This is a genomic window from Pseudonocardia sp. TMWB2A (assembly GCF_017312135.1).
Map to the genome: position 1 here is coordinate 1,896,676 of NZ_QKQY01000001.1, position 12,465 is coordinate 1,909,140.

The following is a 12,465-nucleotide window of genomic DNA, read 5'->3' on the forward strand; positions in this document are numbered from 1 at the left end:
TAAAAGCCCCTCCCCTTCAGGGGAGGGGTTGGGGTGGGGCCGTCATGGACCAAGACAAAAACCTGCTCCTTTACGCGGCCCAAATGCGAAAAGAGCCAACGCCATTCGAGGCAAAGCTTTGGGCGTATCTTTCCCGATCCCAGCTTGGTGGGTATAAATTCCGGCGACAGCATGTTGTAGATAACTTTATCTGTGATTTCTTTTGTCCCGCGAAGGGGCTGATAATTGAAGTGGATGGAGATACGCACGATGCAAGCCGGGACGAGCGCCGGGATGCGAGTTTGTTGAAGCAAGGCTATTCAACACTTCGGTTCACCAACTGCGAAGTGGGAGAGAATATTGAAGGGGTGCTTAGCATGATTGCGGCGCGACTGGCCCAATTACCAAATCGCTGGTCGGCACGGCCCCACCCCAACCCCTCCCCTGAAGGGGAGGGGCTTAACCCATGATCATCCTCGGCCTTGATCCCGGGCTTGGCACGACCGGTTGGGGCGTGATTGGGGCGGAAGGCAACCGCTTGTCGCATATCGCCAACGGGCAGGTGAAGACCGACCCCAAGCTCGCGCTCCCCGAACGGCTCTACCGGCTCGACAAGGAATTGACCGACATTCTCGCGCAATATGCGCCGGACACGGTCGCGGTCGAGGAAGTGTTCAGCAACACCAACCCGCAATCGACGTTAAAGCTGGGGCAAGCGCGCGGCGTGGTGCTGCTCGGCGCGGCGCGCTATGGCGTCCCGGTCGGCGAATATGCCGCGCGCGCGGTCAAAAAAGCCGTGGTCGGTGTCGGCAATGCGGACAAGGCGCAAATCCAGGCGATGGTCCAGCGCCTCCTCCCCGGCGTCAAACTCACCGGCCCCGACGCCGCCGACGCCCTAGCCGTCGCCATCACCCACGCCCATCACGCGCAAAGCGCGAAACGGTTGGGGTGAAATAAAAGGATTTTATGGGTCGAGGGCGGAAAGTACCCTCTCCGCCCTCCTTTCAGAAATCACAGCCCAGCTGCAACACACAGTACATCACACATTCACTGCGTGCTTCGTCATATATATGTTTTACGCCATTCACATTCAATTACCCTTACACAGTAAATACGTAATATTTTCACACAGTACATTCGAGCCATATTCTCAAACAGTACATTCCTTAAAATGTGTTGCACGCCACTTATGTTAGGTATAGATAAAAAATTAGCCCGCTGCCTTGCAGGGCAGCGAGCCAATTCGAATGGTAGACACTCCTACCCTTCACGCCCTTGAAGGAGCGCGTGATAGTGTAGTGGCCTTTTTATATTTTTCAACCTGCTCTCGGTGTCTGGGCGGGCTTTGAAAGGTATAGTTGTTATGAAAAAGCCAATCGGCACCCGTGCGCGCACGGGAGAAGTATGTCCGGAATCAGGCGTATGGAAAGCTCTGTCAACGCCTTCCACAACAGCACCGATCGCCAAAGGCAATCGTATGCCACCTTATAAAGGCACCCCTTTACCGCCCTCCGTCGGGCAGGCCATTTACTGGGAACTGATCCAATACGCATAATGGATTTGGCCCACTGGACAATTCCGGTGGGCCAACGCCTCTCGACTTCGCTCGAGGTGAACGGGGGACGGATCGCCCTCCCCGCACTCCCAAGAACAAAAGGTGTATAGACTTGCCCCCGCCAGCGGCTATGAAGGGGTATGATTGCGAAATTGAAAGGCCGCCTCGATAGCGTAGGGATTGACCATGCGGTCATTGATGTGGGGGGCGTTGGCTATCTGGTGAGTGCGTCGGCGCGGACTTTGAGCGCGCTTGGCCCTGTGGGTGAGGCAGTCACCATCCATACCGAAATGCTGGTCGGTGAAGATTTTATGCGGCTGGTCGGCTTTGCGAGCGGCGAGGAGCGCGACTGGTTCCGCTTGCTCACCGGCGTGCAAGGCGTGGGCGCGAAGGTGGCGCTGGCGATCCTGTCGGGCTTTGAACCCGCCGACCTCCACCGTGCAGTCGCCGCCCAAGACAAAGCGATGGTCGCGCGCGCCAATGGCGTGGGACCGAAACTTGCCGAACGCATCGTGCGCGAATTGAAGGATAAGGTTGGCGGCGTGGTGCCGGGGCTGGGCAGCGCGGGCGGGACTGCGCCGGTTGCAGGCGGCGGGCATCAGGCGGACGCGATGGCCGCACTCACCGGCTTGGGCTTCAAACCTGCAGAGGCCAGCGCGGCGGTATCGGCAGCGGATGCGGAACTGGGCGCGGATGCAACCTTGGACGCGCTAGTGCGGTTGGCGCTCAAAAAGGCGGCGAAATGATGCGCGCGGGACAGTTTCTCCCCTTTTTCGGAAGCTTGGCGGCAGCAAGCTTGGTGCCGGGCGCGGCGCAGGCCTGCCTCACTTCCGAAAGCTATGGCTATGTGTTCCTCAAAACCGCGCCCAGAAATATTCCCGAAGGCGCGTCGGTCGTGCAAGTGCGGATGCCCTTCATCGACGAAAGCCTGCCCCCCGAAGCGGGCGTGCGCGCGGTCATTTTGAGCGGCAAGGATCGCGGCAAGGTCGCGAGCATCACCCCCTCGCGCTGGCCGACGTGCGGCGCATGGGTCAATCTGCCCGAAAACCGCAGGCTCAAAACCGCTTATATGGTCGGCTATGTCTATCGTTCGCGCGGTGGCATAAGAGGGAGCGAGAAAATCGGCATCGACCCGCTTCATTATGGCGTCCAAACCGCGAGCCGTGCGGTGCGCTACGCCCCCGAACATTTTGCCAGCGCGTCCGCTTATTTCGCGTTCATCAAGGCTGCCGAAGAGCGCCGCCGCGAAAAACAGGTCGCCCCGCAAAGCCAGCCAAAGGAGAATTGAGATGACCCATTATGCTGAAAAGATGCTGGCCTCCTTCCCCGAAGGCATGAAGATCCCCGACGCGCTGGTCGCTTTTTTCCACTGGCTCGACACGCAAAATCTCTACCGCGATTTTGACGGCAACAACGGTAACGCGCGCGCTCTCATTGATGCGGCACGGGACAATTATCTTCTCTATGCCGCCCCGGTGAACATGGAGGATGCGAAAAGCTGGACGCAAAGCGATGATCCAGCGGTTTATAACCGGCTCGCGCCCTTTTTCCGCCTAGGGGGTAACGGCACCCACGCGGCGCTATGGCGCGATGATGCGGGCGAAACCCAGATTGTCATTCTCGGGTCCGGTTCGACGGGTGTGCTGACGGCCAATGCGGTCGATTTCCTCCGCCTTATCGCCATCGGCTATGAAGAATATAGTTTTCCCGACCAATATGACCTCACGCCGATGGAAATTTATGAGGAAGAATATGGTGACGGGGATGCAGAAGAATATGAGGAGGATTATGGCGAGCCGAAGCCTGCGCCGCCCGCGCCGCCTCATGCGTTGCGGGACTGGGTGTGCCGCACATTTGACACCACCATCCCCGACCGCGCCAGCGATATAGTAAGAGAGGTTGCGGATATGGATGCGGACACCTCCACCGATCCGTTCTGGATCTGGGAGCATAGTCTGGACAAATGGACGTGATGGATTGGGTAAGGATCATCCGATGACCAGCCGCACCGCCACCTGCCAATGCGGTCAACTCGCGGTCGCCTGTACTGGCGAACCGGTGCGCGTGTCGGTGTGTCACTGCCTTGATTGCCAGCGACGTTCCGGCAGCGCGTTTGCCGCACAAGCCCGCTTTCCCGCTGACAGCGTCATCATCACCGGTGAAGCGCAATTCTGGACGCGGTTCGGTGACGAGGGCGGTGAAGGGCATATGTATTTCTGCCCGACCTGTGGTTCAAATGTCTTTTACCGGTTACCCGCCGAGCCCGACCTCGTTGCGGTCGCCATCGGCGCTTTCGCCGACCCGACTTTTCGCCCGCCTGACTATTCGGTTTATGAAAACCGAAAACATAGCTGGGTTGCGATCGTCGGTGATACTATCGAGCATTATTGATGACAGACCCCGACCGCCTCCTAACTGCCGCCCGCCGCCCCGAAGATGTCGATGCGGCGTTGCGCCCCAAAAACCTTGACGAATTTGTCGGGCAGAAGGCGGCGCGCGAAAATTTGCGCATCTTTATCGAAGCGGCACGGTCGCGCGGGGATGCGCTGGACCATGTGTTATTCTTTGGCCCGCCGGGGCTGGGCAAGACCACGCTCGCGCAAATTATCGCCAAGGAAATGGGCGTCGGCTTTCGCGCAACATCGGGGCCGGTGATTGCCAAATCGGGGGATTTGGCCGCGCTGCTCACCAATTTGGAAGATGGCGATGTGTTATTCATCGACGAAATCCACCGCTTGAATCCGGCGGTCGAAGAAGTCCTCTATCCCGCGATGGAGGACCGCGCGCTCGACATCATGATCGGCGAAGGGCCGTCCGCGCGTTCGGTCAGGATTGACCTCCCCAAATTCACGCTGGTCGGCGCGACCACAAGGCAGGGCTTGCTCACCACGCCGCTGCGCGACCGGTTCGGGATTCCGGTGCGGTTGAATTTTTATACGGTGGAAGAATTGCAAAGCGTCGTCACCCGCGCCGCGGGGCTGCTCGACCTTGGCATTGCCGAAGATGGCGCGCGAGAGATTGCGCGGCGCGCTAGAGGCACACCGCGGATCGCGGGACGCTTGCTCCGACGGGTGCGCGATTTTGCCAATGTTGCGGGCGATGCGGTGGTCCATGCCGCCATCGCCGACAAGGCGCTCACCCGGCTGGAGGTCGATGCGCTGGGTTTGGACGCGATGGACCGGCGCTATCTGACGATGATCGCCGACGTCTATCGCGGCGGACCGGTGGGCGTCGAAACGCTCGCGGCAGGGCTGTCTGAGCCGCGCGATACAATCGAGGAAGTGATCGAGCCTTATCTGATCCAGCTCGGCCTAGTGGCCCGCACCGCACGCGGGCGCTGTTTGAACCCCAACGGGTGGAAGCATCTAGGCCTCAACCCGCCAGCAGGCGCGCAGGACGGATTGTTCGATACGGGCAAGTGAAGAAAAAATGTGGACAGGCAAACAACTTGTCTCCATCCACCACCCGCTCTCCAGCGAGCAATCCGGAGACTTTTTCCTGTTTGAAACATTGTCTTTTCAAACAAATCTGCGGTTGCATTCCTTGCTTTCTTCCAGCACGATTGCATTATGAGCAATCGTCTTCGGGAGCGGCTGGTTGAGCTGCATCAGCGCACGGTGGAAACGCCGCTTTTTAACCCGGTGTTCCAGTTATCGCTGGAATTATCGCGCGATGTGGAGAGCGGGGCTTTGTCGCTCGATGCGATTCAGGGGATGGTTGCGGAATTGGGGTGCGAGGCGTTGCAGGCACGCGCGTTGCGGCTGCATCATTTGCTCGCCCCTACTGCCATTGCCGACAATGAGACGGCCTTTGCGCGCCTTGTGGCAACGCTCGATCAAGACACGGAATCCGAGACTTTTGCAGGATTTTCCGCGCGCTGGTCGCGGCCTTTGCAACATATTGTGTTTACCGCCCACCCGACATTCTTGCTGACGCCCGACGAGGCCGATGCGGTTGCAGAGCGTGCGGGTGTAGGGCGGATTGATGCGGATATGTGCGTGGCGTATCCGCAGCGCAAACCGATCACTCTGGCCTATGAGCATCGCGACGTTTTAACCGCATTGGCACATGCGCAGGATGCGCGCGATATGCTGGTCGGTGCTATCCTAGACGCCGCTCGGGCGCGCTTTCCCGACCAATGGCGCGAGTTGCTTCCGGTCCCTTACCGTTTTGCGACCTGGGTCGGTTATGACATGGACGGGCGCACCGATATTGGCTGGCCGACCAGCCTGCGCCACCGGCTTATCGAAAAGGCCGAACGCTTGCGCCGCTATGCCGCCGCGCTGGAGGGCGTAACGCCCGCACAACAGATTTGCGACACGCTCGCCGCCAGCGCCGCTTATTGTGAAACGCTGATCCCGCTATTCACCGACCGGCTTGATGAGGCCGGCACGCTTACCCAAGCCGCCAATCATCTGACCGCCGACCATCCGGCGCGGCTCACCAGCCTCAAGCCCGTGATCGCAGAGTTGCGCGCGCTTGCCGTTGATGCGACCGATACCGATGCCAAAACCCTGCTCATCACTGCCGCCGCGATGGAAGCGGACGGGCTGGGCATGGGCTGGATCCATTTCCGCGTGAACAGTGCGCAGCTTTTGAACGCAATCCGCATCCGCATCGACCCTGACAACCAGCTTGATATGAGCGGCGGTGCGGCGCTGATGCGGCTACGCGATTTGCTGGCGGGCGCCCAGCCGCTGCGTAGCAATATCGCCGCGCTCGCGGTCGAAAGCACCACCGCTGTCCGCCAATTTCTCGCCATGGCGCAAATCCTGCGCCATATTGATGCCGACGCGCCGATCCGGATGCTGATTGCCGAATGTGAAACCCCGCATACGGTGCTGGCCGCGCTCTATTTTTCAAAGCTGTTCGGCATTGACGACCGCGTTGATATTTCACCCTTGTTCGAAACCGAAAGCGCGATGGAGCATGGCGGGCGGTTTATCGACGCGCTGCTACGGGAGCCGGATTATCGCGATTATGTGCAGCGGCGCGGACGCATTGCGATCCAGACCGGCTTTTCCGATGCGGGGCGTTTTGTCGGGCAGATACCGGCGGCGCTTGGCATTGAAAGGCTGCACAGCCGCTTGGCCGAGCTGATGGTCGCGCATGAACTGACCGGTGTTGCCGCGCTGATATTCAACACGCATGGCGAATCGATGGGCCGCGGCGCGCACCCCAAGGACATGGAAAACCGCCTCACCTACCCGATGAGCGTGTGGGCGCGCGGCAAATTTGCAGGCGCAGGGATAAGGCTGGAACCGGAGGTCAGCTTTCAAGGGGGTGACGGGTTTCTACCGTTCCGCACCAAGGTGCTCGCGCTCGCAACGCTCACCCGCATTGCCGAGGTGGAAGCGCAAAATTGGGGGCCGGTTAGTGATCCCTTTTACGAGCGCACCGACCTGTCACTCGATTATTACCGGCAAATCCGCCATGTCCAGCGCGACCATCTGGTATCCAAAAGCTATGCGCGCGCAATCACCGCATTCGGGCTGGGGCTGTTAGTCGAAACAGGGTCGCGCAAGTCGCGGCGACAATCGGACCTCGCCGCCGATCGCGAAATTAGCCTGCGCCAAATCCGCGCGATTCCGCATAATGCGGTGCTGCAACAGCTTGGCTATCCGGTTAATGTGATTGCGGGCGCGGGCACGGCGGCGGCCAATGAGCTGGACGCGATTGTCGATCTGATCGGGGCGAGCCCGCGCGCGCAGCAGGTCATCGCGACGGTGCAAAGCGCCAATGTCCCCGCCAGCATCAAGACGGTCGCGGCCTATGGCGAATTGTTCAACAGCGCCTTTTGGGCGACGCGGCCCTATCGTGGCAATGAAGAGCGGATCGCCGATGCCTGCCTTGCTTTGTCGGAACATCTGGTGGCCGATGACCGGCTTGGTGCGTTCAGGAGGCTCGCGAGCCGGTTGCGGATAGACGGGCTGAAACTGCATCGCCTGCTCGACCGTTTGCCTGCTTTTGAAGCCGGTCCCGACCGCGAGGAGCGGCGGCGCTCACTCGGCATATTGCACGCATTGCGGCTCGCTTTGATGCAGCATATGTTCCTGCTCGCGGTGCGCGTGCCGCCTTTTTCGCGCGCCAATGATATTAGTCGCAGCGATGTGCTGGATATGATCCTGTCGCTGCGCGTCGATGATGCGCTCGCCCAATTGCGCCGCGCTTTCCCCAATAGTGGGCCGCGTGTTGCCGACTTCCATCTGGACGAGCCGAGCGATTATCCCGAAGGTGAGGCGCAAACCTATGCCGACATCCACCAACGCTATATCAACCCGATTGACCGAAGTTACCGGTTGATTTTGGAAATCGGCGTGAGCATCGCGAACCATTTTGGCGCGCATGGGTGAGCGGTTTTAACCCATATCGTTCCCCTACTTTTCATCGTCATTGCGAGCGCCGTAGGCGCGCGGCAATCCAGAGTCGCGTGCGCTTTGCTCTGGATTGCCGCGCCGCTTCGCGGCTCGCAATGACGGACGGGGGATGCGGAGTGGAGGTAGCGGCTGAGTAGATGCGCCCCCGCTTAAACCGCCAACTGGCTGGCCTGACGCGCGAGGGTTTCGGCCTTGTCCGCTTCGAACGGTCCTGACGGCACCACCCAACTCCCGCCGACGCACAGTACATTGGGCAGCGCAAGCCAGTCGCTGGCGCTTTCATAACGGATGCCGCCGGTCGGGCAAAAGCCGATATCGCCAAAGGGTCCGGCCAGAGCTTTGAGTGCCGCTATGCCGCCGCTGGTTTCGGCGGGGAAGAATTTGAAGCGGTCAAAGCCTAAATCCAGTCCGCGCATAATATCGCCCGCATTGGCGATGCCGGGGAGGAACGGAATGGCGGCAGCGCGCGCCGCTTGGCCCAGCGTTTCGGTCAGCCCCGGCGACACGATAAATTCCGCGCCTGCCGCGATGGCCGCATCCAGTGCGGCGGGGTTCAGCACCGTGCCTGCGCCGACAATCGCGCCGTCCACCGCTTTCATCGCGGTGATGGCTTCGAGTGCGGCGGGGGTGCGTAATGTCACTTCCAGCACCTTAAGTCCGCCCGCGACCAAGGCTTGGGCGAGCGGCACGGCGTCGTCCACCCGGTCAATCACAATGACGGGAATGACGGGCGCTATACGCATGATCTGGTCAATGGTGCGGTTCATCAGGCGTCCTGTCCGGTCGGTTCAAAGGGGATGAGCGGAGGGAGGACGCTTAGGCCCTCCCCCGCACTATGTCCGCACTGTGTCATGTCGCCGCGTCTGCGTCCATCGTCACCGGCGCCAATCGGGGGCTCAGCAGATGGATGGCGAGCACCGCGAGGAAATAGACGCAGGTGCAGACCGCGAAAATCACCGTATAATTGCCCTTGGTCGCATCGAGGACCAGCCCGGTGGACTTGGCCATAATCATACCGCCAACGCCGCCCATGAAGCCGCCAAGGCCGATCACCGATCCGACCGCGCGCTTGGGGAACATATCGGGCGGGATCGACAGCAGGTTCGACGAAAAGGCCTGATGCCCCGCCAAAGCCAGACCGATAATGAACACCGCGACCCACATATTTTCTATGCCCGTGACGAACAGGAGCGGCAGCACGCACGCGCCCGCTATCATCATCGTCACCTTGCGCGCGACATTGGGGGTGTGGCCATTATGGATAAGCCGCGACGACAGCCAGCCGCCCGCAATGCTGCCCACATCCGAAATCAGATACATGATAATCATCGGCAAGACGACGATCTTCATATCGACGCCATAGGTGGTGCTGAAATATTTAGGCAGCCAGAACAGCATCAGGAACCACACCGGATCGGTCAGGAATTTGGCGACGGCAAAAGCCCACGCCTCTTTCTTGGTGACAATGCGCCCCCAGCCGATTTTTTCGATTTTTTCGGGCGGATCATGTTCGATCCAGGCGAGTTCCGCATCGCTCACCTTCCCGCTTTCGCGCGGATTGCTATAGAGCCACAGCCATAAGCCAAGCAGCAGCGCGCCCAGCAAGCTGGTATAAAGGAAGGTTTGGCGCCAATCGGGGCCGAGCAAAGTCATGCACAGCCAGATGGTCGGCGCTGTCAGGATGACCCCGATGGTGGTCGCGCTATTGACCCAGCCAATGGCGTAAGCGCGTTCCTTTTGCGGGAACCATTCGCTACTCGCGCGCACGACCGAAGGGAAATGTCCTGCTTCGCCGACGCCCAGCACCACACGCGCGGCCATGAAGGAGGTGACGGACGAGGCAAAGCCGTGCGCGGCATGGCCAACCGTCCAGATGCTGATGGCAATCGCATAACCGATTTTGGGACCGAACCGGTCCACCATCCAGCCCATGATGAGGAAGCCTATCGCATAGGCTGCCTGAAACGCCATGACGATGTCGCCATAGTCATTTTCATTCCATTGGAGCTCCTTACCCAGTTCGGGGGCAAGCAAGCCGAGCATGGTGCGGTCAATATAATTGACCGTGGTCGCCGCAAATAGCAGCGCGACAATCAGCCAGCGATAACGTCCGGTTTTTTCCACCGGTGGCGATGCTCCATTAGCAGGGGGTGCCTCTGCCATAGCAAAATTCCTCTCATATCGAACTTTTCTATTTTGTTATTTTTCATGCCGCCGCTCCGAAGCGGCGCGCGGCGCAACTGACCCGCAAATGGCCGTCGAACAGCGCATCGGCGCGCTGGCCCGGCGCAATTTCGTGGATGCCGGTAATGGCTCCGGCCGATACCCAGGTGCCGGGCGGGATAGCGATGCCGCGCTTGCGCAATGTGCGGATGAGGAACAGTGCCGAGCCGAACGGCCCGTCGAGCATCGTTTCCATCGTCGCTTGATGAAGCCGCACCCCGTCAATCGCGAGCTCCACCGGCATCCGGATAAGGTCCGCATTGCGCCAGTCAGGGATGCGCGGGCCCAGCACCAGTCCTTTATTATTGCCATAATCGGACGCAGTGACAGCAGGGCCGTGGGTGTTGATCGCAGCAAAGGGCGAGCTTGCAATTTCCAGCCCCGCGCGCACATCGACAATCACATCGCGCACGCTCTTTATGTCATAATCGCGCGCGTCCATTGCGCCGAAGCAGAGCAGGATTTCCGCCTCGGCTGCCGCAAAGCCCGGAACATAGACCGGCATTTCGGGCACTTGCCCATCGCTCGCATCGACAATCTCGTCGGCAAAGATCGGACCGGTCAGCCGCGTATCGCCATATTGATCAACCAGATGCGGCGCGATACGGCCGACTTTCCACCCGCCGATCCGCCGCCCATCGAGCGCAATTGCCTTGTCCTGAATCGCATAGGCTTCGGCCATGCTTTGCGGAATGACACCGGGGTAATCGTCAAGCGCAACCTTTCCGGCACGCGCGGCGAGCAATATATGGGCAATCGCGTCGAAATCACCGTCAGCTTGCATATTATCTGTTACCCTCTCTTGCTGTCCAATATAAGACACCGGTGTCAAAGGCAAGAAAATTGGCGCAGGCGAGTTGATATTATTCCTGTCTCCCGCCACTATGGACAAGGCCCGGTTCACGGACCGGATTTTTGCGAGCAAAGAGATAAAATAAATGGCGCCACGCACGCGGAACAAAAGCGGCAAACAACCGACGATCAACGATGTAGCGGCGCTGGCTGGCGTGTCGAAAAAGACGGTCAGCCGCGTCATCAACCGCTCCGAACTGATTTCGACCAAGACCCGGCAGGCAGTCGAGCAGGCAATCGAAATGCTCGGCTTTGTGCCGAACCCGCAAGCGCGCGCGCTCGCCTTCCGGCGCAACTTCCTGATTGCGCTGTTGCACGACAATCCGAACGCGCAAACCGTGCTGAATTTCCAGCAGGGTGTGCTGGATGCGATCAAGGATAGCGACTTGGCGCTGCTCGTCCGTCCGGTCGATCGCGCGTCCGATCATATTCTTGAAGATGTGCGTATTTTTCTTGAAAAACAGCGGCCCATCGGCGCGATGCTGCTCCCGCCTATTTCGGAAAATGACGCGCTGGCGCAGCTATGCGACGAATTGGGTGTGCGCTATGTGCGCGTCGGATCGGCGCTGCTCGATGACGCCAAACATTGCGTTTCGTCCAATGACCGCGAGGTCGTCGCCGAAGCAGTGCGCAAACTCATTGCACTCGGCCATACCCGCATCGCCTTTGTCCGTGGTCCTGAAGGATTCCGCTCCGCCGCCGAACGCGAAACCGGTTTCCGCGAGGCGCTTGCCGAAGCAGCGCTGAGCCTTGCCGACGACCATTATGCGCCGGGCAATTACCGCTATACCGCAGGGGTCGAAGCGGGCGAAAACCTCCTGTCGCTCGCCACGCCACCGACCGCGATTTTCTGTTCGAATGATGAAATGGCAGCGGGGGTGATTCGCGTCGCGCATGAAAAGGGCATCAAGGTGCCCGACCAATTATCGGTCATCGGCTTCGACGATTCGCCGACCGCCACCCATATCTGGCCTGCCTTAAGTACGGTGCGCTGGCCGATCCGCGAAATGGGCGCCCAAGCCGCCCGCACACTCGTGCCGGACTTTTTGGGAGAGACGGACGGTGCCGAGGACAGTCCGGTGCTCGCCTCCAGCTTCGTCGAACGCCAATCCGTCGCCCGCGCGCCCGAGGGATAAGATAGGGGTAAGATGGGGGTGGATTGGCGTGCAATGTCCTGAATAAGGGCTGCGCTATTTTGCACCCGTTAGCGTTGCGCGCGCAGGATAGTTCGGGCCATAAATTTACCCGTTAGCGTTAGACGCATAGTATGGCTCAAGCCCCCCCAATTTCCCGTAAGTGCGGGGCGTATGGAATAAATCAAGGCGTTGAGTTCAGCCAAAAATGCAAAGCGCATAATATAGTTTCAGGCCCTAAATTTACCGCTAGTGCTGAGCTTGTCGAAGCACGGACATCAGTGTTGGCTGGCGTAAAACTGAAAGGCGCCCTTCGACACGCTCAGGGCTAACGGGATGGTTGATA

Annotated in this window: 12 protein-coding genes; 9 read left to right on the forward strand and 3 right to left on the reverse strand. The window is 59.7% G+C overall.

The window, feature by feature from the left end; all coding sequences use genetic code 11:
- The first annotated feature begins 44 nt into the window (after positions 1-44).
- From DMP17_RS08890 to DMP17_RS08925, 8 genes are all read left to right on the forward strand, one after another.
- Entirely contained in the window at positions 45-449 is a 405-nt protein-coding gene (locus tag DMP17_RS08890) for an endonuclease domain-containing protein (protein ID WP_337828714.1), read from the forward strand.
- Positions 446-931 (forward strand): crossover junction endodeoxyribonuclease RuvC, encoded by a 486-nt coding sequence (gene ruvC, locus DMP17_RS08895; protein WP_337828715.1) that lies wholly within the window; start codon positions 446-448, stop codon positions 929-931. The genes DMP17_RS08890 and ruvC overlap by 4 nt, the downstream gene beginning before the upstream one ends.
- Positions 932-1,674: 743 nt before the next feature.
- Positions 1,675-2,280, forward strand: a complete 606-nt coding sequence (gene ruvA / locus DMP17_RS08900) for a Holliday junction branch migration protein RuvA (protein ID WP_337828716.1) — start codon at positions 1,675-1,677, stop codon at positions 2,278-2,280.
- Entirely contained in the window at positions 2,277-2,822 is a 546-nt protein-coding gene (locus DMP17_RS08905; protein WP_337828717.1) for a hypothetical protein, read from the forward strand. The genes ruvA and DMP17_RS08905 overlap by 4 nt, the downstream gene beginning before the upstream one ends.
- A gap of 1 nt (position 2,823) precedes the next feature.
- Complete coding sequence (locus DMP17_RS08910) at positions 2,824-3,507, forward strand: hypothetical protein (protein WP_337828718.1); 684 nt, start codon at positions 2,824-2,826, stop codon at positions 3,505-3,507.
- Between the two features lie 22 nt (positions 3,508-3,529).
- A complete protein-coding gene (locus DMP17_RS08915; protein WP_337828719.1) occupies positions 3,530-3,925 on the forward strand; it encodes a GFA family protein in 396 nt (131 codons plus the stop codon).
- A complete protein-coding gene (gene ruvB, locus DMP17_RS08920) occupies positions 3,925-4,956 on the forward strand; it encodes a Holliday junction branch migration DNA helicase RuvB (RefSeq protein ID WP_337828720.1) in 1,032 nt (343 codons plus the stop codon). The genes DMP17_RS08915 and ruvB overlap by 1 nt, the downstream gene beginning before the upstream one ends.
- Positions 4,957-5,103: 147 nt before the next feature.
- A complete protein-coding gene (locus DMP17_RS08925; protein WP_337828721.1) occupies positions 5,104-7,887 on the forward strand; it encodes a phosphoenolpyruvate carboxylase in 2,784 nt (927 codons plus the stop codon).
- Positions 7,888-8,060: 173 nt separating this feature from the next.
- Here DMP17_RS08925 and eda read toward each other — a convergent pair whose 3' ends face one another.
- The 3 genes from eda to DMP17_RS08940 form a co-directional block, all read right to left on the reverse strand.
- On the reverse strand, positions 8,061-8,678 hold the full coding sequence (gene eda / locus DMP17_RS08930) for a bifunctional 4-hydroxy-2-oxoglutarate aldolase/2-dehydro-3-deoxy-phosphogluconate aldolase (RefSeq protein WP_337828722.1): 618 nt from the start codon (positions 8,676-8,678) through the stop codon (positions 8,061-8,063).
- Positions 8,679-8,760: 82 nt separating this feature from the next.
- Positions 8,761-10,035 carry an MFS transporter gene (locus DMP17_RS08935; protein ID WP_337828723.1) on the reverse strand — a complete coding sequence of 425 codons (1,275 nt, stop codon included), beginning with the start codon at positions 10,033-10,035 and terminating at the stop codon, positions 8,761-8,763.
- Positions 10,036-10,117: 82 nt separating this feature from the next.
- Positions 10,118-11,170, reverse strand: a complete 1,053-nt coding sequence (locus DMP17_RS08940; RefSeq protein WP_337828724.1) for a 2-keto-4-pentenoate hydratase — start codon at positions 11,168-11,170, stop codon at positions 10,118-10,120.
- Here DMP17_RS08940 and DMP17_RS08945 point away from each other — a divergent pair.
- Positions 11,142-12,122: a LacI family DNA-binding transcriptional regulator gene (locus tag DMP17_RS08945; protein WP_337828725.1), complete on the forward strand. Its 981-nt coding sequence runs from the start codon at positions 11,142-11,144 to the stop codon at positions 12,120-12,122. The two genes, DMP17_RS08940 and DMP17_RS08945, sit on opposite strands and share 29 nt — an antisense overlap.
- The last annotated feature ends 343 nt before the right edge of the window (positions 12,123-12,465 follow it).

What these genes read in the sequence shown, in the direction of transcription:
- DMP17_RS08905 (WP_337828717.1), top strand. Translation starts at nt 2,277, where the DNA reads ATGATGCGCGCGGGACAGTTTCTCCCCTTTTTCGGAAGCTTGGCGGCA.
- DMP17_RS08890 (WP_337828714.1), top strand. Translation starts at nt 45, where the DNA reads ATGGACCAAGACAAAAACCTGCTCCTTTACGCGGCCCAAATGCGAAAA.
- DMP17_RS08910 (WP_337828718.1), top strand. Translation starts at nt 2,824, where the DNA reads ATGACCCATTATGCTGAAAAGATGCTGGCCTCCTTCCCCGAAGGCATG.
- ruvA (WP_337828716.1), top strand. Translation starts at nt 1,675, where the DNA reads ATGATTGCGAAATTGAAAGGCCGCCTCGATAGCGTAGGGATTGACCAT.
- DMP17_RS08940 (WP_337828724.1), bottom strand. Translation starts at nt 11,170, where the DNA reads ATGACGCGGCTGACCGTCTTTTTCGACACGCCAGCCAGCGCCGCTACA.
- ruvC (WP_337828715.1), top strand. Translation starts at nt 446, where the DNA reads ATGATCATCCTCGGCCTTGATCCCGGGCTTGGCACGACCGGTTGGGGC.
- DMP17_RS08925 (WP_337828721.1), top strand. Translation starts at nt 5,104, where the DNA reads ATGAGCAATCGTCTTCGGGAGCGGCTGGTTGAGCTGCATCAGCGCACG.
- DMP17_RS08915 (WP_337828719.1), top strand. Translation starts at nt 3,530, where the DNA reads ATGACCAGCCGCACCGCCACCTGCCAATGCGGTCAACTCGCGGTCGCC.
- ruvB (WP_337828720.1), top strand. Translation starts at nt 3,925, where the DNA reads ATGACAGACCCCGACCGCCTCCTAACTGCCGCCCGCCGCCCCGAAGAT.
- eda (WP_337828722.1), bottom strand. Translation starts at nt 8,678, where the DNA reads ATGAACCGCACCATTGACCAGATCATGCGTATAGCGCCCGTCATTCCC.